The sequence below is a fragment of the Rothia terrae genome, from assembly GCF_014705925.2.
GTDB classification, from domain to species: domain Bacteria; phylum Actinomycetota; class Actinomycetes; order Actinomycetales; family Micrococcaceae; genus Rothia; species Rothia terrae.
The window spans coordinates 296,968-321,383 of sequence record NZ_CP061539.1 but is presented as its reverse complement, the minus strand read 5'-3'; the positions used below and the strand labels follow the sequence as shown (position 1 = coordinate 321,383).

At 55.7% G+C, this 24,416-nt stretch carries 19 protein-coding genes; 4 read left to right on the top strand and 15 right to left on the bottom strand.

What is annotated here, in order from left to right:
- Window positions 1-33: 33 nt before the first annotated feature.
- The 9 genes from IDM49_RS01530 to IDM49_RS01490 all read right to left on the bottom strand — a co-directional run bounded on the left by IDM49_RS01530 (window position 34) and on the right by IDM49_RS01490 (window position 8,851).
- Window positions 34-564 carry a DUF3180 domain-containing protein gene (locus IDM49_RS01530; RefSeq protein ID WP_190724789.1) on the bottom strand — a complete coding sequence of 177 codons (531 nt, stop codon included), beginning with the start codon at window positions 562-564 and terminating at the stop codon, window positions 34-36.
- Window positions 561-1,067, bottom strand: coding sequence for a 2-amino-4-hydroxy-6-hydroxymethyldihydropteridine diphosphokinase (gene folK / locus IDM49_RS01525; protein WP_168615515.1), 507 nt, complete (start codon window positions 1,065-1,067; stop codon window positions 561-563). The genes IDM49_RS01530 and folK overlap by 4 nt, the downstream gene beginning before the upstream one ends.
- The gene (folB, locus tag IDM49_RS01520) at window positions 1,064-1,483 is read right to left on the bottom strand and encodes a dihydroneopterin aldolase (protein ID WP_168615516.1); all 420 of its coding nucleotides are present in this window, start codon (window positions 1,481-1,483) and stop codon (window positions 1,064-1,066) included. Before folB ends, folK begins: the two co-directional genes overlap by 4 nt.
- A 264-nt stretch (window positions 1,484-1,747) precedes the next feature.
- Window positions 1,748-2,638, bottom strand: coding sequence for a dihydropteroate synthase (folP, locus tag IDM49_RS01515; RefSeq protein WP_190724788.1), 891 nt, complete (start codon window positions 2,636-2,638; stop codon window positions 1,748-1,750).
- Window positions 2,639-2,728: 90 nt separating this feature from the next.
- Window positions 2,729-3,319 carry a GTP cyclohydrolase I FolE gene (gene folE, locus IDM49_RS01510; protein WP_190724787.1) on the bottom strand — a complete coding sequence of 197 codons (591 nt, stop codon included), beginning with the start codon at window positions 3,317-3,319 and terminating at the stop codon, window positions 2,729-2,731.
- A complete protein-coding gene (gene ftsH, locus IDM49_RS01505) occupies window positions 3,319-5,373 on the bottom strand; it encodes an ATP-dependent zinc metalloprotease FtsH (protein ID WP_403215231.1) in 2,055 nt (684 codons plus the stop codon). Before ftsH ends, folE begins: the two co-directional genes overlap by 1 nt.
- 368 nt (window positions 5,374-5,741) lie before the next feature.
- The gene (gene hpt / locus IDM49_RS01500) at window positions 5,742-6,293 is read right to left on the bottom strand and encodes a hypoxanthine phosphoribosyltransferase (protein ID WP_190724785.1); all 552 of its coding nucleotides are present in this window, start codon (window positions 6,291-6,293) and stop codon (window positions 5,742-5,744) included.
- Between the two features lie 128 nt (window positions 6,294-6,421).
- Entirely contained in the window at window positions 6,422-7,684 is a 1,263-nt protein-coding gene (tilS, locus tag IDM49_RS01495) for a tRNA lysidine(34) synthetase TilS (protein ID WP_190724784.1), read from the bottom strand.
- Window positions 7,685-8,851: a zinc-dependent metalloprotease gene (locus tag IDM49_RS01490; RefSeq protein WP_190724783.1), complete on the bottom strand. Its 1,167-nt coding sequence runs from the start codon at window positions 8,849-8,851 to the stop codon at window positions 7,685-7,687.
- A gap of 161 nt (window positions 8,852-9,012) precedes the next feature.
- Here IDM49_RS01490 and dacB point away from each other — a divergent pair, with 161 nt between their 5' ends.
- On the top strand, window positions 9,013-10,386 hold the full coding sequence (gene dacB, locus IDM49_RS01485; RefSeq protein ID WP_190724782.1) for a D-alanyl-D-alanine carboxypeptidase/D-alanyl-D-alanine endopeptidase: 1,374 nt from the start codon (window positions 9,013-9,015) through the stop codon (window positions 10,384-10,386).
- 310 nt (window positions 10,387-10,696) lie between these two features.
- Here dacB and IDM49_RS01480 read toward each other — a convergent pair whose 3' ends face one another.
- Window positions 10,697-11,809 (bottom strand): CAP domain-containing protein, encoded by a 1,113-nt coding sequence (locus IDM49_RS01480; protein ID WP_190724781.1) that lies wholly within the window; start codon window positions 11,807-11,809, stop codon window positions 10,697-10,699.
- Between the two features lie 1,044 nt (window positions 11,810-12,853).
- Here IDM49_RS01480 and IDM49_RS01475 point away from each other — a divergent pair.
- From IDM49_RS01475 to IDM49_RS01465, 3 genes are all read left to right on the top strand, one after another.
- Complete coding sequence (locus IDM49_RS01475; protein WP_228008140.1) at window positions 12,854-16,597, top strand: TM0106 family RecB-like putative nuclease; 3,744 nt, start codon at window positions 12,854-12,856, stop codon at window positions 16,595-16,597.
- A gap of 68 nt (window positions 16,598-16,665) precedes the next feature.
- A complete protein-coding gene (locus IDM49_RS01470) occupies window positions 16,666-17,385 on the top strand; it encodes a hypothetical protein (RefSeq protein ID WP_190724780.1) in 720 nt (239 codons plus the stop codon).
- 103 nt (window positions 17,386-17,488) lie between these two features.
- Window positions 17,489-18,094: a recombinase RecJ gene (locus tag IDM49_RS01465; protein WP_168615525.1), complete on the top strand. Its 606-nt coding sequence runs from the start codon at window positions 17,489-17,491 to the stop codon at window positions 18,092-18,094.
- A 102-nt stretch (window positions 18,095-18,196) separates the two neighbouring features.
- Here the strand turns inward: IDM49_RS01465 and IDM49_RS01460 are convergent, their stop codons facing one another.
- From IDM49_RS01460 to IDM49_RS01440, 5 genes are all read right to left on the bottom strand, one after another.
- Window positions 18,197-19,120 (bottom strand): AEC family transporter, encoded by a 924-nt coding sequence (locus IDM49_RS01460; protein ID WP_190724779.1) that lies wholly within the window; start codon window positions 19,118-19,120, stop codon window positions 18,197-18,199.
- A 190-nt stretch (window positions 19,121-19,310) separates the two neighbouring features.
- Window positions 19,311-19,685, bottom strand: coding sequence for a thiol-disulfide oxidoreductase DCC family protein (locus IDM49_RS01455; RefSeq protein ID WP_190724778.1), 375 nt, complete (start codon window positions 19,683-19,685; stop codon window positions 19,311-19,313).
- Window positions 19,682-20,233 (bottom strand): CE1759 family FMN reductase, encoded by a 552-nt coding sequence (locus IDM49_RS01450; protein ID WP_190724777.1) that lies wholly within the window; start codon window positions 20,231-20,233, stop codon window positions 19,682-19,684. Before IDM49_RS01450 ends, IDM49_RS01455 begins: the two co-directional genes overlap by 4 nt.
- Window positions 20,234-20,589: 356 nt before the next feature.
- On the bottom strand, window positions 20,590-23,283 hold the full coding sequence (locus tag IDM49_RS01445; RefSeq protein ID WP_190724776.1) for an FAD/NAD(P)-binding protein: 2,694 nt from the start codon (window positions 23,281-23,283) through the stop codon (window positions 20,590-20,592).
- A 128-nt stretch (window positions 23,284-23,411) separates the two neighbouring features.
- A complete protein-coding gene (locus IDM49_RS01440; RefSeq protein ID WP_190724775.1) occupies window positions 23,412-24,380 on the bottom strand; it encodes a pyridoxal-phosphate dependent enzyme in 969 nt (322 codons plus the stop codon).
- Between the last annotated feature and the right edge of the window lie 36 nt (window positions 24,381-24,416).

Sequence of the window (24,416 nt, the reverse complement as noted above, 5' to 3'; positions counted from 1 at the left end):
TATTCTCAAAGATAGATGCTGTTTTCATCGCCATTACGGACGAGATGAGTCATTTCGTGCGTACCCCGTGTCGGTTCGCGGCGCAGGCGTGCCTGGGTCGGACGCGTCGTCCCCGTCCTGTGGCGGGATCTTGCACATGTTCTCGGCGATCAACCCGCACACCAGCAAAATAATGCCGGTTACGATACCCAATACGGCAAAAAGGACGGGTTCCCATGATCCTCGGGCACTTAAAAGAGTGAGCTGAAAACCGGTGATAGCAACGTGCCATCCCGCGATCAGGACACCGGAAAGAGCGCACGCCTGAGCGAAAATTGCCACGCGCGCAGCAAAAATCGGGGTCATATTAGGCACTTGAGAACGGCGGTCGCGGTCTTGAAATTTAGCCACCTGCGATCCGAAGTACAGAGCTAAAGCGCCCGCAATAACAGCGATCAGTAGCGTGGCAGGCGGCAGACCCAGCTCGGGGCCACCAGCAGAGACAGAAATACCGTTGAAAATTGCTCCCGCTAGCAAAGCCAGGGAGAGGCACAGAATCAGGGCACGCGCTCTGAGCTGGCTCATCCGCACACCACCGGGGCGGGAAAGAATTCGCGTATACCGTCTGCATCATCCGCTATCTCGGCGAGGTTGCGCACGGAGCTACCGGCAAGCTCAGCCTCGGGTTCCATGCGAGCCCACGGTTCAAGCACAAATGCGCGCTCAGCGGCACGCGGGTGAGGCAGCGTCAAATCCGGCTCATCCATTTCTAAGGAAGCGTACTGGATAATATCGATATCCAGCGTACGAGGACCCCAATGAACCTCGCGCGTACGATGGTGCTTATCTTCAATGGTCTGGGTAAAACGCAACAGGTCAAAAGGACTGAGCGTTGTTTCGATGCGCAACACTAGGTTGACGAAGTCAGGCTGACCAGCGGGACCGCCCACAGGGGCAGTTACCGCGACGGGTGAAACGTTCTTAACCTCAATTTTTGGATGCGTGCACAAATCACCGATGGCGCGCATTAGGGTTTCTTTCTTCTCACCCAAGTTAGATCCCAGTGCTAAAAGAACCTCTACACTCATGCCTGCTTCTCCCTAAAAATCGTCACCGAAACATCGGAGAACGTTACTTCGATTGGAGCGTTTGGTTTATGGACAGTCAGTTCTAGAGCGTCAATTGCAAACCGGCTCAAAATAGTGGATGCGAGTTTTTCAGCGAGGGTTTCAATAAGGTCAACTGACTGTCCGGTAATGACCTCGCGGATCGTTTCAGCGACTTCGGCGTAGTTAGCGGTTTGTGCGATGTCATCGCTTGCTGAGGACGCGCAAAAGCTGGTGAACATGGTGACGTCCACAAAGAAGGGCTGCCCGGTTTTCTTCTCGGAATCAAGAACGCCGTGGCAGCCCACGCATCCAACGCCGGTGAGGGTGATGCGGTCAGCGAAGGAATAGCGCGAAGCGGTGCTCGAAGATTCATTAGAAACTGAAATTTCGGGCATTCAGCGTTCCTTCCCTTAGTGGATGTTCTCTAGTAACTGCTTACCTGTCATTATGGCTTTTTAAAATGATTGTCATTTTGTAGTGGCACGCACATTAATGGGGACTTCAGCGGAAGTTCGGCGTGTTTACAGGCTTGGCGAGTATAAGCGCAAAAACCGACTGAGGAAGATAACACAGGCAAGAGGTTAAGGTCACATTATTTTTGCGTTATAAAGTGCAATATTTCCCAAGAACAGATTAGGTTACCTAATTATCGGCCTGAGTTATCTTTGGCGATGGCGCAGAAAAGCTTTGGCAACCTGCACCGCGTCGGCGCTAGATGCAACATCGTGCACTCGCACAGCCCACGCCCCCTCAGCCGCTGCCAGTGCGGTGATAGCCGCCGTTGCGCCGTCGCGTCCTTCTGCCGCCGGGGCTTCGTGCTCGCCGGTACCCCCCGGACGCTGGCTCGCGGCTTCCGCCAACATTGTGCCGATAAAGCGCTTGCGAGACCCTGCAACCAACACCTTATTCCCCAGCAGAGTAAGCTCGTGCGTTGCCGCGATAAGCTCCCAGTCCTGAACGCCGCCCTTTGCAAACCCCAGCCCCGGATCAAGAATAAGGTTCCCAGGTTTTACGCCAGCACTATACAAACGCTCACGTAGCATCAGAAGTTCAGCTTTCACCTCTTGAACAGTGTCGCTGTAGGTCGCCTGTGCGTCCATGGTCTGCGAGGTCCCCCGCGCATGAGTCAGGATATAAGGCACCTGCAATTCAGCAGCAGCCTGAACCATTCCGTCAGTCAAGCTCATACCCGAAACATCGTTAATGATGTGCGCGCCGGCCTCAATAGCCACGCGAGCAGTCTGCCAGTTGAGGGTATCAATGCTCATCACCGCGCCAATTTTTGCCAGCTCACGAATGACAGGTAAGACGCGGCGTTGTTCCTCCTCGATGCTCACACGGGTAGCACCGGGGCGGGTTGATTCACCACCCACGTCAATAATGTCGGCACCAGCCGCAAGCATGGCACGGGCGTGCTCTACCGCATCCTGCACCTCAAAGTGTTGACCGCCATCGCTAAAGGAGTCAGGGGTGACATTCAAAATACCCATGACAAGGGTGCGATCGGTCGGCAGGTTCTCAACAGAACCCCAGCCGCGTACATCAGACATAACAACCTCGCTTAGCGCGAGAGGGGAGTTATGTTGCGTTGATAGGCCAAAACCTGCAACATAACTCCCCTCTCGCGGACATCATAATATTTAGTGCTTGCTCATGATCAGGCTCATTGCCTCGGCACGAGTTGCCCCGTCACGCAAGGCACCGCGCACCGCACTGGTGACAGTCTTTGCGCCGGGCTTCTTCACGCCGCGCATACTCATGCACATGTGCTCAGCTTCAACCACCACAATCACGCCCAAGGGGTTCAGGTGATCCACCAGAGCCTCAGCTACCTGAGTGGTTAGACGCTCCTGCACCTGCGGACGACGCGCAAACAAATCAACGGTACGAGCCAGCTTGCTCAACCCGGTGACCTTACCTTCATCACCGGGAATGTAGCCAACGTGCGCTACACCGTGAAAAGGCACCAGATGATGCTCGCACGTTGAGTAGAAGGGAATATCCTTCACCAGCACGAGCTCGGAGTGGCCGATGTCGAAGGTAGTGCTCAGGATATCCGCAGCATCCTCGTGCAGACCAGAGAAAAACTCGGCATACGCGCGTGCAACACGCGCCGGAGTCTCTTGCAAACCGTCGCGGTCCGGATTCTCACCAATAGCCAGCAGAATCTCACGAACAGCAGCTTCGATACGCGGCTGGTCTACAGCGGTTACGCCGTCGCGCTCAGCCACTAGCGTCCACCGCCAAAGGGGTTGTTAATATCGGGGTTACCGTGGGGTCCCTCAGCACCAGGATGCGGGTGCGCGCCACCGTGCCCCCGAGTGGGATCGATGGTGGTGTCAGGGCCATTAGGTGTTGCGTCCGGATCTACCACGGGCTGCTGAACAATAACGTCGTCAGACTCTTCACCGTCGCCAGCCTTGCGTGAACCGGCTGCCAGCTCTGAGGGAGCCTTCACCGGGGGCAAGTCAGAGACGGTGCGGTTGTCCTTAGACAGCCACTGAACGCGCTCAGGACGCTTGCGCACATCGGCGAAGATGTCAGCCAGTTCCTTTTCGAGCAGGGTTTCTTTTTCAAGAAGCGCGAAAGCCAGGCGGTCGAGAACGTCGCGGTTTTCGGTCAGAATCTCGTGAGCCTCATCGTGAGCACCGGCGAGCAACTCGTAGACTTCTTGGTCAACGATGTACGCCAGCTCGTCGGAGTAGTTGTTGCTGTTACCAGCACCGCCACCCAAGAACGGATCAGATTCCTGCGCGGTCAAGCGAACCGAGCCAATACGGCTGCTCATGCCGTATTCGGTTACCATCTTGCGCGCGGTATCGGTCGCCTTCTGAATGTCGTTGGATGCGCCGGTTGAAGGATCGTGGAAGACGATTTCTTCAGCCGCGCGTCCGCCCATTGCATACGCCATCTGGTCGAGCAATTCGTGGCGGGTCGTTGAGTACTTGTCGTCCTCAGGCATCACCATGGTGTAGCCCAAGGCGCGACCTCGAGGCAGAATCGTAATCTTGGTGACGGGTGCTGAGTTGCGCAGCGCCGCAGCCACCAGCGCGTGACCGCCCTCGTGGTAAGCGGTAATCTTGCGCTCGTGCTCACTCATGATGCGTGATGAACGCTGCGGGCCAGCCATCACACGGTCAATAGCCTCATCAATAGCGCGCTCATCAATGACGTTACCGCCGTCGCGAGCGGTCAACAGAGCTGATTCGTTCATGACGTTTGCAAGGTCCGCACCGGTAAAGCCGGGAGTACGCTTTGCAACGGACGCAAGATCAACGCGGCGGTCAATCGGCTTGCCGGTGGCGTGAACTTCAAGGATGCGCTGACGACCCTTAAGATCGGGCGCGTCAACACCCACCTGACGGTCAAAACGGCCAGGACGCAACAGTGCCGGGTCAAGAACGTCGGGACGGTTAGTTGCAGCAATAACGATGATGTTGGAGGTCCCGTCGAAGCCATCCATTTCAACGAGCAACTGGTTGAGGGTCTGTTCGCGCTCGTCGTTGCCGCCACCCATGCCGACGCCGCGCTGGCGTCCGACGGCGTCAATCTCGTCAACAAAGATAATTGCTGCGGGGTTCTGCTTAGCTTCTTTGAACAAGTCGCGGACGCGAGATGCACCCACGCCAACGAACATTTCAACAAAGTCAGAACCTGAAATTGAGTAGAAGGGGACGCCTGCCTCGCCTGCAACTGCCTTAGCGAGCAGGGTCTTACCGGTACCCGGAGGGCCGTAGAGCAAAACGCCCTTAGGAATCTTTGCGCCCAGGCGGGTGAACTTCTCGGGCTCAGCCAAGAACTCGCGAACTTCTTCAAGTTCGGCAAGAGCCTCATCGACGCCCGCAACATCAGCAAAGCGAACGGTGGGGTTGTCCTTATTGAACTTCTTAGCCTTCGACTTAGAAAAGTTCATAATCTGGGAGCTGCCACCACCCATGCGGGACATCAAGAACCAGAACACCAGCATCAGAATAAGAATCGGCGCAATAAATGAGAGCAACGAAGTAAACCAGTTGTTCTGCACCGGCTGATCGGTGTAGCTCTCTAGGTCAGCGTTATTCATGGTGTCAACGACCTCGTTGGCGCGCGGCTCAACATAGTAGAAGGTCAGTGACTTACCGAGATTATCGCCCTCGGGGTTGGTGTAGTCATCCTTCAATTCGAGGTCTACGCGCTGATCACCATCGTGAATTTTTGCGCTGACAACCTTGTGATCCTTCAACAGGTTCATACCCACGTTGGTGTCAACGCGGTTAGTTGAAGAGAACAGCGGGCCGGCAAACATGCCACCCAAAATCACCAGTGCAACAATGACGAAGAACCAGGGACCGCTAAAAAACCTAGCGAAAAAGCCCTTTTTGGGCTTACCACCCGGGTTCTTCTCAGAATTCTGAGCCAATTCTTACCCTCCGTTTGTGGCGGCGTCCCGCCATCTCGTAAAAACGCGTGCCCTGCCATAGCAAGAGCTACACGTAGATATAAAGCTGCAACTATCCAATGTACCCAATAAAACTGGCAATTTGCTCATTGGTTTCAGGACTTCACCTCAAAGCAAAAAGAATATTGCGGGCTATATAAAAGCACCCGCGTCCTTTCATCAACGAAGGGACGCGGGCGCATCAAAAACTTCTATGCACTGTGAGTGCGGAAAGTTTATGAGTATACGTGCGGAGCCAGGGTTACGATGCAATCGAGGTTGCGGTAACGCTCTGCAAAGTCCAGGCCGTAACCCACGACGAACTCGGGTTCGATGTCCCAGCCCACGTACTTAACCTGAACATCGGTCTTGACTGACTTGGGCTTGCGCAACAAGGTACAGATCTCAACGGAGTTAGCGCCGCGTGACTTGAGGTTGCCCTGCAGCCACTGCAAGGTCAGGCCTGAATCAATGATGTCTTCAACAATCAGAACGTCGCGACCTGACAGGTCGGTGTCGAGGTCCTTGAGAATACGTACAACACCGGATGACTTGGTGCCAGAACCGTAGGATGAAACAGCCATCCAATCCTGGGTGTAGTGACCCTTGAGCGCGCGTGAGAGGTCTGCCATGACCATGATTGCGCCCTTGAGAACGCCTACCAGGAGGACGTCCTTGCCTTCGTAGTCAGCGTCGATCTGAGCTGCGAGTTCTTTGATTTTCGCGTCGATTACTTCTTTGGAGAAGAGTACGTGCTTGATGTCGCCCTGTACGTCGTTTGCGTCCACAGTTATCTTCCTTGGTGCGAGGTCGGGAACGGATTAGGTTTAAAGTCTAACGTTTATTGGCAATCTCGTGGGGGTTTCGCGCGGGATTTTGCGGGTGACTTTGACGCCAAAATGAGGGCGTGCGGCACCTATGACGCACCGTGAGTTGTTGGTTCGGTGCGCGACATGAGCACAAGGATGCCGGTGGCAGAAAAACCCTTGCCTTTTTCGCGTCCGGTGGACCCCGCGGATTGTACGGGCGGGCGAGTCTTGTAGGCAGCCACGTGCCCTGCCATTTGCACCGGACCACCCTTTGCGCAAGTGAGGGCGAAATCGTCGAGGGCACTGAGGCGTTCGAAGCCGGGCGTTTCTCCCCCGGCTTCTGTGACGGCGAGCGCGAGGACGCGGCGTCGCATGGCGGGGTGAAGTTCAGCGAGCGCTTGACGGTCTAGTATGACGGCTATTTCGTGGGTTTCACGAGCGTTCTCGGGTATCTGAAGCAGTTCTTCAACAGACGTAATGTTGCGGCCGTTTGCGCTGGTCAGAGTTGTTTTTTCTAAACAAACCTGCGCCAAGGCTTTACGCGCGCTGGCTTCTAGAAATTCACTGTCGGGCCCGATAATTGCGGCGGTGCGTGCCAGCGAGGTTGCCACGGCTCCCCCGAGGTTTTCTTCGAGGTAGGGCATGATGCGATGGCGCACGCGGGCGCGCATGAGCGACTCATCGGTGTTAGTGGGGTCGTTCCACGGTTCTAGGTCTTCAGCGGCGCAGATGTCTTGAATCTCTGCGCGAGTGTGATCCAGTAGGGGGCGCAGGTAGGTGACGCCGTCTTCGGTGCGGATGCGGGGAATTCCCGCCAGCGACCGCGTGCCAGATCCGCGGGCGAGACCCAGAAGTACCGTCTCGGCTTGGTCATCGAGTGTGTGAGCCAGCAAGACTGCTCGCGCGTCGGTGGCAGAAACTGCCCGCTCAAAAGCACCGTAGCGGGCTATTCTCGCCGCCATTTCGGGGCCTCCACTACTCGCATCCACGGTGACCGTTTCAACAAGCACAGGTGATAGGCCTAGCTCGCGTGCCTGATCGGCAGCTTTCTGCGCCACCTCAGCAGAACCTTCTTGAAGCTGGTGATCCACCACCACAGCACCCACCTGAATTTCACCGCGGCGGACAAAATGAGCTGCTACAGATGCCAGAGCGAGGGAATCCGACCCGCCGCTCAAACCCACCAGCACCAGCGGTTTCTGCTCAGTGTTCCCAGTGTCTTCGATTTTTTGAGGCGAAGACGCTGAGCCTTTCCTTCCCGAAGCAAGCACCGTGCCCTGCCCCAGCACATCGTTGAGAGCACGAGCTACAGAAACTCGCGCCGCACCAACAGCCGGGTGCAAGCGTCCCTTACGAGCAAGCTGAACCACTTACTCCCCCGACTTCTCAGCAGCTTTGCCGGAACCCTGCTGCGGCTCGGCGCCAAGCACGCGGTCAATCCACAGTTGCGGATTGTGAATCTCGGTCTCGGTGGGCAACGTGTTAGGGCTGGTCCAAATACGGTTGAAGGCGTCCATGCCGCGAGCATCCACAATAAACTGCACGAACTTCTGGCCGTCACGGTACTGGCGCTTTTTCGCGTCCATACCCAGCGCCTTGTAAATAATTTTGGTCAGAATCTTCTGCACTGAACTACGGCGCTCAAAGCGCTGACGAATGGTTTTAACGGTGGGAACAATCGTGCGATCCACGTTATCCATCACAACGTTTGCGTGACCTTCAAGCAGGCTCATTACGGCGGTCACCTGGCTCAGGCGCTTGCGTCCGTCGGCAGAGAGCATACGGTCCATTGCGCGGTTAGGAGTGGCAGGATGCGGCGCCAAAGTCTTCTTCTTGGCACGAGTAACCGCGGCCTCCTCAGCACGGGTCTCCTTAGATGAGACCACCAGACGGTTGAGCAGGTTATCTGACACTTCACCCATCTCGTTGGTCAAGGCACGCACCTGATCAAGCATGTAATCCTTAAGCCAGGGAGCCGCCGCGAACTGGACGCGGTGCGTCTGCTCATGCAGGCAGACCCAGAGGCGGAAATCCTCGGGATCCAGGTTGAGTTCACGCTCCATCGCCACGAGGTTAGGCGCAACAATCATCAGGCGACCGCCCGCGGGGCCACCGTCATGGAGTGCCGCGTAAGGATCGTACTGGCCCAACACCTTAGACGACAGAAAAGCGAGAATCGCGCCCATCTCGACAGAACCCGTGTACTGCGCAATGGCGAACTCACGAGTATTCATCGCCTCAAGCTTCTGCCCCATCACAGAACCGGCAACGGGCTTCAAAATAGTATCGAACGATTGGGCATTCGCCTTACCCCACCCGGCGCGGTCAACAATCAGCACCTCGGAGTCACGCAAATCCTTAGCGGCCTCTAAACGAGTGATGTTGTAAACGTGCTCCACCGATGCCTCAGCGGCGGCGCGCATCGACGCCACAGCCTCAGCAGCTTCGTTGCCTTTCATCTTGGGGCCAGCACCTGCCAGCGCCCCAGCGATTTTAGCGGCGGTCTTCCATTTGATGGGTGAACGATGAGAAGTCATAGTCTCTATGCAAGCACAAGATGAGGCACTATCGCACGCTCTACCGATGCGCCCAGAGCGTATTTACAGCACCGCATCGCACCAAGCACGCGCACTTGATAGGTTTATAAGCACATCCCACTTCAGTAAATGTTCTTTGTAACGGCAGGTGCGTTTAGGTCATGGCTTCTAAAACTTCTCCCCTGATTGCCGCAGGCATGGCGGTTCTGTGCGTTGGTGCAGGCATCTGGGCTATCCCCCGCGCAGTGGACGCCCGCCAACTGGCAGCCGGGGCGACTTCCACCTACTCGGCTCCTGCCGCCCAAGCACCCGCGTCCTTGAGCCCGCAGGGAACAACAGATTCACAAGAGCTCACTACAGCTCTTAATCAGCTCATGAACGGCTTTACCGGCGGCACAGTTTCTGCCAGCGTCATCAACCCCACCAACGGTGAAACCCTCTACGAACACAATGCTGACAGGGCGAGCACGCCTGCCTCTAACCTGAAGATTCTCACCGATTACACGGTATTGCGAACATTCGATAGCTCAGACCGCTTTAGCACAGACGCTGTCTACGACGGCACAAACCTCACGCTCGTAGCTGGCGGCGATACCCTGCTAAGCACCGGAAAATCAGACCCCACCGCGGTGGTCGGGCACGCAGGGCTTGAAACGCTCGCGCAACAAACCTTGGACTCCCTCAAACAACAGGACGCGCACGGCGCAATCACCGTTGACCGCGACACCTCAATCTTCACCGGCCCCTCAGCAAACCCTGCATGGGATCCAGCAGATAAAGCCTCAGGATTCGTGGGCGACGTCTACCCCATGGCGCTCTACTCGCACTCCGTTCCGCAAGACGGCCAGCCCACCGAACACCGATACGACAATGCCGCAGCCGCCACCCAACAGGCCTTCGTTGACTCCCTCAACAAGCTCTCAGATGGCACCCTCACCTTTAAGATGGGCAACGAAAATCAGGCAGCCGACGACGCCCAAAAACTCGCATCTATCGAATCTGCCACCGCCACTGAGCAAAGCGCGTCCATGATGCAACGCTCCGACAACTTTCTAGCAGAAACCCTTGCCCGCAACGCCGCCATCAAAGCAGGCAAGCAGGGCACTATCGAAGACGCGATTGCCCACGTCAAGCAGAGCCTGCAAGACGGCGGGATTTCCACCGACAAGCTCACCATGGTTGATCTATGCGGTCTATCGCCCGACAACAAAGTCACTAACCAGACGCTCACGTCTATCATCAAAACAATGGTCACCGGCGATCCCACATTCAGCCAGGGACTGCCCGGCCTTCCGGTGGCTGGCGGCACCGGCACCCTCGCCCAACGATTTGATGACGCGAACGAGGCAGGCGGACAGGGGTACGTTCACGCCAAAACAGGCACGCTCAATAACGTCATTTCACTCACCGGCTACGCAATCACCCCGCAGGATGAGGTACTGGTGTTCTCGATTATCGCCAACGACGTGAAAGACACCAATGCGGCTAAAAACCTGTTGGACTCATCAGCAACCACAATCGCCGGGCGCGCCTAGCTAAGGCTAGTGGAGTCGTTGAAAGTTGAGATGTTCAAGAACAACACTCAGCATCTATACCTGAGATTGGTTGCAGCCAGAAATAGCTTCAGCGAGCTGGCATCGGGACTGGCGTGAATCTCCCTGTGAGCGAAGCGAACCGGCGAGAGAGACTGCTCGCTGATGCTATTTCTGGTAGCAAAGCCTCCCTACGTCTTATGAATAACTACTTTTAGCTGATAACACGGGCATGCCCTAGCACACCAAAAATCCCGCGTGCTCACCTACTCAGTGATGCAACGCGGGATTTTTAGTGTGGAATAAAAGTCTCTTAGCGAACGACGCTCAAATCACCGTCGGTGGAATCCCACACAACGGTAACGCCCTTAGAGAAGCGCTGAATAACATCCTGACCTGACCATTCTTCGCCAGATACGGGGTAGCCGTAGCCGTTTTCAAAGCCGTTGTGGCTCCACTGCCAGCCGATGCCACCGGTTTCGAGAACGTGGTGAGTGCCGGTTGCCGGTGACCACAGCACCTTGCTGGAGGTGCCGTCGTTCTTGCGGAACAGCTGGTATGCGCCACCGTCTACAAGTCCGCCTGATTCGTTCATGGTGGGGTAGCCGAGTTCTTTTTCGGCGCCGTTAGCCAGCCAGTAGCTACCAATGCCGCTATTTTCGCGCAGGTAGTGCGCACCGGTTGACTGTGACCAGACAAAGCGGGTTACTGTACCGTCTTTGCTAAAGCGCTGGTGGACGCCGCCGATACCGTCTGAAATTTCATCGGTGATGGGCTCGCCAAAGCGAGCGGTGCCGCCCTCTGCGCGGAACAGTTCACCGATTGCACCCTTAATCTCGTGAGCGGATGCTGCTGAGACCTGTGAGGTGAGGTCGGCGGGTCCGCGTCCGCTCTCGTAACGGTAGATACCTACGTTACCGAGAACGCGCCAGGGCAGGCCGTTGCCGTAGCCGTAAGCGAGACCGATGCCCGCCGCGTTGGCCTCGGGAGCCAAGACGGCTGCACGGTGTGCAGGTGAGCTCTTCCAGAAGGCAAGAAGCTGGCCGAGGTCATCGTTGTATGACAGCGCAATGACTTCGCGTGCGAAGGAGTATCCGGCTGCGCGGGAATCGTTAAGGAAGGCGGTGCCGTGTGAAACGTAGCCCTGCGCGAACTGGCGGCGAGCTTCGGGTTCCTGGATAGCAGCTAGGGTAGCTGAGTGACGAAGCGGGCCGAGTCCGTTTTCGGCGCGGAACTGGTTGATCAGGTTGAGCAGGGTCTGAGTGTCTGCTGCGCGCTGTTCGTTTGATACCGAACGCAGGTCTGAGGTTGATGCGTTCGCAACGCTTGTGCCGAGCGTTGCGGTTGCGGTTGCTGCAAGCGCGAAGATGCCAACCTGGCGGCGGCTAAGATGTGCTGAAGTGCCGCCGGCGAGTGAAAGATTCATGTAATACTCCATATTGCTGCCATACCCACGTGTGGGGAGATTGTGAGCTGGTCATTAATATTTTCTGCATCTGAAGTTTATAGAATCGTTATCTTTAAAGCGAGCACCAATTTTTCGTTATCAAACAGATATAATAAGTTCGCTTACTTTTTTCACACACCCAGAACCACTTACCTCTAGCAGCCCCCGGGCGATGAAAAACCTTGAAATATCAAGCATTTTTTGATGATTTAGAGCCAAAATCGAGAGAAATTTTATTTTTCAAGTAAAGTTTTGGGCGGAACCAGAAGCGATTAATGAGTTATATATTTCACTGAATTTGTCCCCTTAATTAGTAGCCAACGTAAAATTTATCGGGTTTATTAGTAAGCTTAACTCACTAAAAATCAGCATTTAATCGAATATAAATTCGAAAACCTAATATCGCTTAGCACCGAAAAAAGTTAGCGCGAGCACACCAGCAAGCAATACGCATCCCACCCCACACGGCGGACGCAAGAAGACAACAACTCCCCGGCGAAAGCTACCTTGCTTTCACCGGGGCGTCACCGTATTCAAGACAGGGCAAATACCCTAGATACCTACTTAGGCTCCGATTCCAAAGATTCCAAGAATCTTAAGAATCAGCTCACCAATACCGCCAATGGCCTGGATGATGCCTGCAATATCCACTGTCTTCTCCTTTTCAAGGAAACCAACCCGCGCACCTTTACGTGCTTCGGAAACCGAAGTTTCGCTATTTATACTAATCAGTATTTCAAACTTTAAACAATAGATTTTTGGTTAAGTTTTGGCTACATTTAGCCCTCTGACATGGTCAAATATTAACCATTGATTAACGGTTGCCATTTCTATAACGCTTCAATAACCATCGGGCCCGACTCTCTGCGCATTTTTCACCAGAAGATTGACCAGAATTCTGACCAGCCATATCTCTTATTTACGTGCCGCCCTCCCCCGCTCTTTTCGCTTAATACTTCTGAAACAGCCCTTATATTGTCAGACCCCCTTGCTAGGCTAATTTCACCGGCAAAGGAGTACCCCGTGTTTTTTACAGACAGTTTCACCACCGCAACATTCGACGGCAAACCCGGCCAGTCACTGGTGTTCTCAGCGAGTGACCTCGTCAACGCATCCACCTGCGAGTTTGCCACGCTGATGATTCTTGATGAAAAGCTCGGCAGAACCCCCAAAACAGCCATCACGGATGATGCCATGCTCGAACGCACCGCCGGCCTCGGCGATGCCCACGAGCTTGCTGTGCTCGATGACTTTCGCGCTCAATTCGGTGAATATAAAGCTGAGAACGGCACCGGTGTTTACGAAGTCTCCATGGATCACGGTTTTAGCTCAGCAGAGCTTCGCGAGAAAAATGCCGAGACCGTTGCAGCGCTAAAGGGCGGGGCTGATGTCGTCTTTCAGGCGTCCTTCTTTGATGGCGAGTTTTATGGGCGCGCGGACTTTCTTCTCAAACAGCTAGATGGTTCTTACGCGGTCTACGACACCAAGCTGGCGCGTCATGCTAAAGTCACCGCACTTTTGCAGCTCGCCGCCTATGCAGACCAGTTAGAGGTAAACGCTATTCCCGTTGCGCCTCAAGCAGGCCTCATCTTGGGAACCGGTGAACACGTTCTCTTCGATATTGACGATATTGTCCACGTTTTCAGGGAGCGTCGCGAACGCTTTAAAACTCTTGTGGCGGCCCACGGTGCACCCGGTGTAGCTCCTGTTGACTGGTGGCACGGTTCTCAGGCGATAGCGAGCATTACTCAGTGCGGGCGCTGCGATTACTGCACGCAACAGGCTCGACGTTTTCAGGATGTACTGCTAGTTGCAGGGTTGAGCACTCGTCAGCGCGCTCGTCTTGCCGAACGCTACGGCATCCGAACCATCAACGAGCTAGCCACCTACAACGGCTCGCGCGGCAACCTCACCGGAACTTTAGCTAAGTTGCAGGCGCAAGCGGCGGTACAGATCGGTGTTGGCGAGGTTGATGGAACGCGCTCATACGTCCAGGATGGTTCTACACACCAGGTGTCGTATAAAGTCACCGATACTGCTCCTCTTGAGCGTCTGCCGTTGGCAAATGAGGGCGATATCTTCTTTGATTTTGAGGGCGATCCGCTGTGGCAAGGGACCGATGGCTCATGGGGTATCGAGTATCTTTTTGGCGTCGTAGAAACTCCGCTGGGGTTCGAAGAGCCGGTTTTTCGTCCGTTCTGGGCGCATAGCCGGGCACAAGAGCGCCAGGCGCTGATTGATTTTCTGGATTATGTTCAGGCGCGTCGTGCACAGTACCCCAGCATGCGCATCTACCACTATGCCAACTACGAAAAGCGGGCGCTGCGCGATTTAGCGGCTAAGCATGGCGTAGGCGAGGACGCTGTCGATCAGCTGTTGCGCGAAAATGTGCTGGTTGATTTGTATGAGACGGTGCGTAACTCACTGCGTATTAGCGAAAATTCGTACAGCATCAAGAAATTAGAGCCCCTGTATATGGGTGAAAATTTGCGCGGTGGCGAGGTCAAGGACGCCGGTGCGTCCGTAGTAGCTTACGCCAATTATTGCCAGGCGCACGATGCTGGTCGAGCTGAAGAGGCAGCTCAGATTCTTGAGTCTATTGCCGACTACAACCGCTACGACTGCGTATCGACTTTGGAACTTCGAAACTGGTTGCTGTCATTAGCTCACCGCGATGTTGCCAGTGAGCTTGCTACCGAACCCGAGGTTCTGGCGGTGCAAGAGTTGTTAGAGGCCAGTGGCAAAGATGAAGAAGAACCCACGCCCGCTGAACGCGCCCTTCAGGAATATCTTGAATCGCTGGATACCGATGAAGAACTCTCTGCAGATGATCAGGCCATTGCGATGGTCGCCTCGGCAACCGGTTACCACCGGCGCGAACGCAAGCAGTTTTGGTGGGATCATTTTGACCGTCTGTCGTCCTCTGTTGAAGACTGGGAAGACACCCGCAATACGCTGATTTTTGAGCGTCTTGACGTGGTTGACGATTGGCACGTGCCACCGCGTAAGCGTTCCCAGGTGCGTAGGCTCTCGGGTACCGCGCGTATGGCAGATGGGTCGTCCTTCAAAGAGGGCGAAAGCGGTTTGTTCTTGATGTATGAGAACCCGCTGCCCGAGTACTTTGAAGAGATGCTGATGGCTGATGCTCAGCGTTTTGCAGCGTCCAACGGAACCGGGGCGATGCCTCGCGTTCAGGACCGTTCCGGGCATTTTAAAGCCACGCTGGTAGAGGTTGAAAAGCCGTCTGCAACCAGTGCAGAAACTCGTGTGCGCGTAGTGATTGAAGAGTCCTTGCCGAAGACCGTCGAGCCGTTTTCGCATCTGCCTATTGCGCTGACTCCGGCGTCTCCCATTCGCACGGCTGCCCAAGAGGAGTCTTTGGCTGAGCTGGCACTAACGGTGGGTAATTCCCTGCCGACTCTACCTCACCTGGCGGGGCTCGATATTTTGCGCAGGCGCGCACCGCGCCTCACGGGTGGTCTCTCGCTGCCCCGCCCCGAAGAGTTCGTTGAGGACCACGGTTCGCTAGCCACTGTTGAGGCGATGTACCGCGCCGTCAAAGAGCTGGACCATTCTTACATCGCAGTGCAGGGCCCTCCCGGGTCTGGCAAGACCTTTGTGGGGTCGCAGGTTATCGCCAAGCTTTTGGACGATGGGTGGAACATCGGCGTGGTGGCGCAGTCTCACGCGGTGGTTGAGAATATGCTCGCCGGCTGCATCAAAAATGGCAAGCTCAACCCGGCGCGCATTGCCAAAGCCAAAAAGAAGGGCACTCAGCCTAACGACCACGGCTGGCAAGAACTTGACACCGCCGACATTCCGGGCTTTCTGGCGCAGCCGGGCACTCTCTTTGGCGGCACAGCGTGGGATTTTGCCAACAGCAAGAAAATCCCCGGCCAGGCCCTCGACCTACTGGTCATCGATGAGGCTGGACAGTACTCACTAGCCAATACCCTGGCGGTGGCACGCGCATCCAAAAACATGTTGCTCTTGGGCGACCCGCAGCAGCTACCGCAGGTAACCCAGGGCTCGCACCCCTACCCCGTTGATGAATCAGCACTGGGCTGGCTCAGCGCTGAGCACCCCACCCTGCCAGAGAATCTCGGCTACTTTTTGGGCGTTACCTGGCGCATGCACCCCGACTTATGCGCACCTGTCTCAGTGCTCTCATACGAGGGTAAGCTGACCTCAGCGCCTCACGCCGCGCATCGAGAACTCTCGCATTGCGCCCCCGGTGTCTACGTTCAAGAAATCAGCCACGCCGGAAACACCATTTACTCGCCCGAAGAAGCGCGCGAAACCGTGCGCATCGCCCGCGAATTCATAGGGCAAGAATGGACGCCTGACACCGGAAAACCTGACACCGCCCGGCCCATCGAACCAGAGGATATCTTGGTGGTCGCCGCCTACAACGCGCAGGTTGATCTCATCACCGAGTATCTGGTGCAGGCAGGCCTCAGCGACGGTATTGGCGGCGGAGTACACGTGGGCACCGTTGACAAATTCCAAGGCCAAGAAGCGCCCGTCGTCATTGTGTCCATGGCGGCATCCAGCGCAGGTGATTCCTCACGCGGTGCGGAGTTCCTGCTCTCCCCCAACCGCCTGAACGTGGCGATTTCGCGCGGCCAATGGTGCGCCATCATCCTGCGTTCCACCACGCTCACCAACTATCTACCCACCAGCCCGCAGTCACTCAATCTGCTCGGACGATTTGTACGGCTGAGCAGAAACGCCCGAAAATTTCCCCACATTCCCGATCACCAGTAGAAAGATAGAATAATGAACCACACCATTTTTCACGCTTTACTAGGCGAAACTTTGAAAGGAGGCGTGCTGTGAAACTTTCACCCACGCATCGGGCGCGCACACCCTACCTCTTCCACTTCGACCAGCAAAGCGTAGCTCTCGGCGAAGCGCACTTTCTGGGATACATTGATACCCTGCTACGTTCTTTAGATGTGCCCACCCAAACCACCTACTGGGATCAGGTGTACCTGGCACAAATGGAAAACCAGTTCGGTGAATTCACCAGCCCCTCGCTCCTGGAGGTCGGTGCCCAAGATAACAGCGACATGATTAACAGCGTAGGTGCTCCCCTCACCGAACCCGAACTGTGGGACAAATTCGAAGCCGCCATATTTGCCCAAATGTCATGGCCCAAACAAGACGAAAAACTCTACCTACCGAGCCTTCCCGAATGGTTGCAGAACGCCCGCGCCTGGGAGTTCGACCCCGTAGCACCCGCGCAAGGGCCAGGAAATATCGGTGGATGGGTACGCACTCGAGGTCGTACCGGCGCAGGATACCCCGTCGGACTTTTCCAGCTCACCGACCCCCAATCCTTCTGGGTTCTTGGCTCCCCCGAAGACCTCGCCAGCGTCCACGAACTCTGCCTAGAGATGGCGCGCATCCGCTCAGGTTTTCAGCAAACCACTGCCTACCTCGGCCATGATTTGCTCTTTAGCTCCCTTGCCCTGCCCCTAGAATGCAGGCAACCGCTCGAAGAAGAACTGTATATCGCCGGAATTGATACCGAAACGCTCTTTTGGGAGTAACCTTGAAGTGAACTTAATCCCCAAGTCAGCTATATTTTTATCGTTGCATTCCCCTGCACAGAACCACGAACCACACGCACGAAAAGGCTCACTCCCCACCACTATGTTTGTTGTAACTCTTATTCAGCGCGCCGCCACCCTTCCCCAGCTCGACGAGCTACTGGCCAGCCTCAACGAAATGAACCCGTCCGTTCCATTTGAGAAAACCTATAAAGACGAAATCCAGGGCGCTTTCACGCAACCCTCCACAGTGCTAGACGCTATCAGTAAAGCCGCACGTTATAACGGTTTTTGGATTGGTGTTGGAGTGGGCGAACTTAAGATCCCGCGTCTTGCCGGGGCTTTAGGCGCTGTGAGCTTGGCAGAATGCGAGGGTGACGCCCTTGATTATTCGCGCATGGCAAGTGAAAAAGCGCAGTCGGGCTCTCCTGCTCGCGCAGTAGTGGTGCGAGCATCCAATGATTACGGTGCTGATTCACTCACCGGACTTCTTCGCCTGCTCTACCGCGTGGTCGCTGCCCGCACCGAGACAGAAAACCGCGTCCTTGATCTGATTATTCCGGGTGTTCGCGGTCAACAGCGCGCTATCGGCCGCGCGCTAGGAATTACATCGCAGGCAGTCAGTAAAACGCTGACCCGCTCCTACTGGCACGAAGAATACGCTGCTCGCACCGCTATGCTCGCTCTCTTTGAGGCGTTAGAGGCGTAGCCACCGGCACGTGCCGGCACTTTTCGTGGATTTATGCTGTAATTTTCGAGTTTTTACAGCGCGAATCCACGGAAAGTTGTCTCTTGGCCTGACCTAGCCGGTTTACATGCGCAAAAGCCACGAAATTACAAGCATCGCGGGTAGCGATGTGCAGGTGGTCAACAGAACAATATCGCGCGTTAGAATCATCGACTGCTGGTAACGCGAAGCGTAGTTATAGGCGTTCTGCGCGGTGGGCAATGCCCCGAGCATGACCGCCGCGATAAGGTCCTTTTCGTCCAAATGAAAGACAAAGTTACTCAGAAGATAGGCAGCCAGCGGCATCAACGCAACCTTAAAGCTCGTGGCAACCAGAGTTTCAAGTCTCTGGTCAGCAACCGTCAGCGGCTTACTGCCGCGTAAGGACATACCAAAGGACACCAGAACCAGCGGGATGCCTGCCCCGCCCACGATCTCCATGGGCTGCTCAAAAATATTGGGGGTATGAAAACCCGTGGCGTTTGCAACGATGCCTAAAATCGAACCGATAACCAGGGGATTGCGAAAAGGCTGGGTCAGAACGTCTTTAACTCGCAGTTTGCCGTTAGCGATGACATCCATAATCGCCAGCAAAGCCGGAGTCACAAAAATAATCTGAAACAGCAGAATCGGGGCTACCTGCGCGGCATCGCCAAAGATATAGACCGCCACCGGAACACCCATATTATTAGCGTTCAACAGGGCAGACGATACCGCGCCCATGGTGGTGCGGCCCAGTCCTCGCCGTAAAATCACTCCAAAGATAAGAACGTATAACGCGGCAACGATGATAAAACTCCACGCGGCAACGGGTAGACGCGATGAGAACACAATGCTGAGATCGGCGTGCGCTAACGTGGTGTACATGAGCGCGGGCATAGCCACGAAAAAGGCGAAGCGGTTGAGTGTGAATCCCGCGTTTTCAGGCAAGATGTTGATGCGGGCAACAAGGTAGCCGATGGCGATAACAACGCCAATGATGGCGAATCCTTCTAAAATACCCAGCATGTAACCCTCCCTTTTACTATTCTGAGGGGAATTTTACAGTACTGCAAAGTGTATTTAGAGGGCTCAAGTGTAGCGGCGTAAACAATCCTTCTTACAGGTTCGCTTCGCTTACACAGCGATTCATGTCAGATTCAGCCAGCTTGCCACTCGCTTCACTTGATTAGATCAGGGCCTAAAGATACCCCGCAGTTTAGAGTGCGCAACTATCCGATGCGCCGGGCATCCTGTACCTGTTGCGGCTAACCCAGTCGTAAACGCGCTCGGCGATTGGACGCACGGGTGTAGAAATCAGCACCGCACCCAGTCCGCGAATTAGGCGGCGGTGACTGGTTTTCAGAGCTAGACCGATAGCGAGCGCCCCGTAAGCGAGTTGCCTCTCCTCGGTTACGTACGGGATAGCGCGGGCAAAGCGTCCTCTATCAATGCGGTACGCCACGAGGTCATCGGGGTAGGCGGGGGCGATCTCTGCGATTAGGTCGAAGTGACGCTGCGCGAACGATGCACATTTTTGACAGAACCCGCAGTCGGGGTCGTAGAGTAGAGCTCCTGTGAAAGCGGGTTTCATTGCGCGTCCTTATAGTTGCGAACAAGAGCGGCAAACTGCTGAGCACCGCGGGCGATGCGACGCTCTAGGGTTGCTTGGTCTGTTCCCGTCACTTCTTCGGGGGTAGCGTAAATAGCGGTCGGTGCCACCTGCGCGCCCATGAACCCAAAGAGCGGGCGCATAGTGTGGTCAAGCATCAGCGAATGGCGCTGTGTTCCGCCGGTCGCACCGATAAAGGTGGGAGTGTCGGTGAGGTCGTCTTCGTCGGTCAAATCCCAGAACAGTTTGTAAAGCCCCGAGTAGCTTGCTTTGAAAACGGGTGAGACCGTGATGATTCCGTCTGCCGAATAAATTTTTTCGTAGGTTTCTTGCAACTCAGGATCTTCGTCGTCACCGGAGAGTTTCTCGGCAATCTCATACGCGAATTTACCGATGTGCAGGGCGTGAACGCGCACGTCTCCATGCTTTTCGAGCTCGCTAGTGACAGCTTCACGCATCTTCTCTGCCAGCATGGCGGAGACAGAATGACGCGTCGCCCCGCCGGTCACGACAACAAGTGAATACGTCATAACTTCCTTACCTCTTACTCAGTGAACACAACGCAGCAGGTAGGGCGAGTATTCCTGAGTTACTTCTGTTTGGGTATGGTGCACAGGCTCACCAGGTTGATGAGGCAGTCTGGCTCCGCTACAAGAGTTAACTTACGCAAGGTATCACCCGTTCACCAGCGCAACGGTGGCGCACTTACCTTCTCGCCTGGTGCGCTTCGCTTACAAGGCGATTCATGCCAGCCCCAGCTAGGGCGCCGCGCTGTTGGGCTGGCTTCCAGAGCTTCTTCCGAGTAAGACCCGGGTAAAGACACCGCTGGTCAAGACAACTTATTCACCTGAATCAAACGTGCCCCACCCAGTAGACATTATGAGCTTTAGCCGTCTATCGCATCCAGTTCGAGCTTGCCACCCGCATAGACCAGGTTTTTTGCCAGCGGAATCTGGTGCGACGCGGATTCCAAGATGTGCATGAAGTAGCCCGCGGTATTGGGGAAGACAATAAAATCACCCACCTGAACGCCCTGCGGAAAACGGATGGGGCGGCGCATGATCACCTCATCCTCGATGCAGTAGGCACCCACCAGATAGCCCTCGTAGGGTTGCGCATCAGCAGCGGGTTCGGATGCGCGAACGTGCAGCGGATCCACCAGGTAGTCGTCGGAGGTAGTGCGCAACTGGGTACGGTTCATGGCAAGACCAACCAGCGGCACACCATCGCTACGCTTTTTAATAAAAGCAACCCGCGCGACAATCAGGCCGCATCCATCAAGGATGCTGCGCCCCGGCTCAAGGTGCAGACGCACGCCGAGCTCGCGAATGGCGTCCCCTGCTGGCGAGGTGAGAATCTGGTCTAGCCAGTCGCCGCGCACGGGTGCCTGGTGGAAAGGATAGAAGTTTTTCAGCGGGTCTGCTTTCCACGTAAAGGGCGCAATAGCACCCTTATTTTGTGCGGTGAGCGCTTGCTTGAAGTTAGTCCATTGGTCAGCATTATCAAGGTAGTTCATAGGCACGCCGCCACCGATGTCGATGAATTCTGGATGGTGCCCCACCGCTTTCAAACGCTGAATTAGGTCGGTTGCCTCCAGCAGAGCGTCAATGCGGTCTTGCGCGCTGTAGCCGTGCAAATGCAGGTGCACACCGGCAACCCTCACGTGCGGATGCGGTTCTGCCAAATAGTCCACCCACACATCGGTCAGCTCACCAAAGCGAGTAGGCATAAAACGCTCCGGGTCAGGAGCAATACGCGGTGCCACCCGCACCGTCTTCTCCCCAGCCAAAGCAATAATGCGGTCGAACTCCGCGCAGGTATCAACAGAAATTGTCACACCGTTATCAATAGCAAGCTGCAAGAGCTCATCGGTCTTAATGGCTGCTGAGAGAATGATGCGTTCCCCCGGCATTCCTACGGCCAGCGTCTGGCCGAGCTCGCGGTGGCTAGCAACGTCTACGCCGTGCCCGGCGTCGCGAGCACGTTCCACAAAAGTGAGTGCCTTGTTAGCCTTACGGGCGAAGAAGACACGCACGTCAACACCGTGTTTTTCACCCTGCGCGGTGAGTTCTATGCAGTTGCGTTCCATAGCATCTGACTGCACCAGATTGACCGGGCTATTGTGCTCTTTCACCGCGCGCTGCAGAAGGTTCGCGTTATCCGCGACCTCGCGCATCCACGGCTCCAGCCTGCCGGTCAGCGGCGGTAAAGCGTAGGCATCTGAGGGCGCATGCAATGAGGCAATGGTCTGCGCCCACTGCGGAATAACGGTGTGCAAGTTACGAGAGAGTGAGTCATTCCCCAGCACATAGGGCTCCGTCATGCGACCGGCAAAGGCAAAGCGAGTCTGCCCCGGCAACATGCCGTTAGATTCGGTACAAACAGTCACCGGTGAATCAGTGGGTGCCTGCTCGGGTGCGACTACCTCTAGGACTCGGGCACAGAAGGTCTCAGGATGCGCGCCGGGGGCTGCCAACACCGCGTCCACCGTGAAATCTGCGGAAAGATCTGAGGCATCGGCAAGGTGCGAGAAATCTAAAATTCCAGCTTCTGCCACCGCAATTAGACGCTCTACCTGCTCCGCAGGCGCACCGTAAGCATAGGTCTCCAGCAAGCGAGCAAGCTCAGCGAAATCATCGGTTAAGGAAAGCTCGTCAAAAGAGAACCGCTCAATAATCGGCGTGTAGAGCTCACGCCACACCAACCCCACGGTTTGCTGGGGACGACGCAGGTGAGCCAGTGATTCGCGGAACTCAGCGAGCGCATCCGGCGCAGGTTCCAGTGCCTCCCAGGTGAATTTCTCCCCGGTCAGTGTCTCGGACGCCTCAGCCAGCAGATTCTTAAGCTCATCCACCGATGAGAGGGCAGCGATGCGCGGCACAAAAGGTTTAAGAAGCTTCTTCTCGGCATCCGTTGCAGGCTGGGTTTTCAGCTGAATAAAACGACTGCTACGAGAAGTCGGATAAATACGCGCTGGTTCTTTCCCCGAAGGAATGTAGGTGTCGTTTTCGATGCGTCCACCGCGACCGAGTGTCAGCGACAGAATTGAGTCAATCGCGGTGAGAGCTGCACCGCGCAGGCGCACGGTACTACCGGCATCCACCTGGTCGAGATTAGTAAAGGGGTCAAGCATGCCCGACGGATGCGACGCCACTTCGTGGCCGGTCACCACCAGCACATGATCAAAGCCATCTAGTTGGGAGAGCTCGGTGGCGTTTTCACGCACAAAGTTAATAGCGCAGGTGCTGGGCAGATGCGCCACTGCGTGCTCCCAGGATGCTTTCAGAAAGCGTCCTACCGTAGCTCGCGGTGGAAATTCCTCTAACGGCTGCACCTCGCCAAGCACATCTTTGCGGTACTCGTCTAGGGATCCCATCGTCGTGCGAATCACCGGTGACCACACGTTCACGCGTACGTGCTCAGGCTGGTCAACGCCGTACGCGCCACCAACTCCGGGCTCGCGCGCATCAAAAACAGTGATATTCAGTGGCAGATGGTGCAGGTAGGCAACGCGGGACAGCTCTTCAACAGCCCACAGACCGCGCGGACCGGCACCGATAATAGCGATTGAGATTGGCACGAATGATTCCTCTGTGTAGATGTATCGCAGTTGTACTGAGTTTAGTAGAGCGCCCACTTTCCGTGGATTTGCGCTGTAAAATGCCGAAATTACAGCGCAAATCCACGTAAAGTGGGTTCAGCGCATGGTTAATGTAGGTTCTCCTGAACCCACTCATCGTTGTAGATGGTGCCGGCATACGGCATACCGCCGTCGTGCAAAACCACCACGATTTCTTCGCCCTCCTCAAAGGACGGCGCATCGGCAGCGAGGGCAGCCATGACGGCACCACCGGAGGCACCGGGGACGATGGCTTCGGTCTGCCCCAGCTCGCGGGCACTTTTCACCGCGTCAAGAGCATCAACACGACGCGTACCGGTGGGGGTTTGGCGAGTGGAGAGTTCGGTGATGACGCCCGCACCGTAACCGGGAAGCAGACGTTCACCGCGGGCACCGCCGTAGAGTACTGAGCCTTCAGCGTCCACGGCAATGACCTGGGTATCTGCCCCGCGTTTGGCGACCTCGGCGATGCACCCTCCCACGGTGCCGGTGGTAGACACTGCCACATAGACGCGCGACGGCGCATGTCCCAAAGCATCAAAAATTTCTGACATCGTACCTTCACTGTGAGCTGTGAAAGCAGCTTGGTTCGAGTACTGATCCAAGTTGATAGAACCGGGATTTTCTTCCAGCAGTTCGCGCACCTTGTTCTTGCGCGCCGTCAGCCAGTCGTTGGTTTCGGGGTCGGGCTCGGTGACGGGGTGCAGAACGCCGCCGTACGCCTGAATAAGCCCAAGAGTTGACTGGTTAGTGCGCGGATCAACCACGCAGTGAAATTCAAAATCTTCGAGAATCGCCTGACGCGCTAGGGCTATGCCCAGGTTGCCGGAACTGGACTCAATCACCATGGTGCCGGGCTTGAGGCGTCCGGATGCTTTCGCGTCCTTGACCAGTGCAGCTGCGGTGCGATCTTTAGCGCTCCCGCCGGGGTTAAAGCTCTCAAGTTTGGCGAAAATTTTTACACCCTTCACCTCGTGCGCAGCTTCCCAGCGGGGAAGGCGGACGAGCGGGGTGTTGCCGGCAACTTCTTCGATGCCATTGTATAAGCGTGGGGTCATGAATCTGATTCTACGCCCAAAAATAAGGTTTCTTAT

Excerpts from the sequence above, each read along its gene's own strand:
- IDM49_RS01530 (WP_190724789.1), bottom strand. The coding sequence starts at position 564 with ATGAGCCAGCTCAGAGCGCGTGCCCTGATTCTGTGCCTCTCCCTGGCT.
- folK (WP_168615515.1), bottom strand. The coding sequence starts at position 1,067 with ATGAGTGTAGAGGTTCTTTTAGCACTGGGATCTAACTTGGGTGAGAAG.
- folB (WP_168615516.1), bottom strand. The coding sequence starts at position 1,483 with ATGCCCGAAATTTCAGTTTCTAATGAATCTTCGAGCACCGCTTCGCGC.
- folP (WP_190724788.1), bottom strand. The coding sequence starts at position 2,638 with ATGTCTGATGTACGCGGCTGGGGTTCTGTTGAGAACCTGCCGACCGAT.
- ftsH (WP_403215231.1), bottom strand. The coding sequence starts at position 5,373 with ATGTTTGCCGGCCCGCTGTTCTCTTCAACTAACCGCGTTGACACCAAC.
- IDM49_RS01490 (WP_190724783.1), bottom strand. The coding sequence starts at position 8,851 with ATGACTTCTCATCGTTCACCCATCAAATGGAAGACCGCCGCTAAAATC.
- dacB (WP_190724782.1), top strand. The coding sequence starts at position 9,013 with ATGGCTTCTAAAACTTCTCCCCTGATTGCCGCAGGCATGGCGGTTCTG.
- IDM49_RS01480 (WP_190724781.1), bottom strand. The coding sequence starts at position 11,809 with ATGAATCTTTCACTCGCCGGCGGCACTTCAGCACATCTTAGCCGCCGC.
- IDM49_RS01465 (WP_168615525.1), top strand. The coding sequence starts at position 17,489 with ATGTTTGTTGTAACTCTTATTCAGCGCGCCGCCACCCTTCCCCAGCTC.
- IDM49_RS01460 (WP_190724779.1), bottom strand. The coding sequence starts at position 19,120 with ATGCTGGGTATTTTAGAAGGATTCGCCATCATTGGCGTTGTTATCGCC.
- IDM49_RS01455 (WP_190724778.1), bottom strand. The coding sequence starts at position 19,685 with ATGAAACCCGCTTTCACAGGAGCTCTACTCTACGACCCCGACTGCGGG.
- IDM49_RS01450 (WP_190724777.1), bottom strand. The coding sequence starts at position 20,233 with ATGACGTATTCACTTGTTGTCGTGACCGGCGGGGCGACGCGTCATTCT.
- IDM49_RS01440 (WP_190724775.1), bottom strand. The coding sequence starts at position 24,380 with ATGACCCCACGCTTATACAATGGCATCGAAGAAGTTGCCGGCAACACC.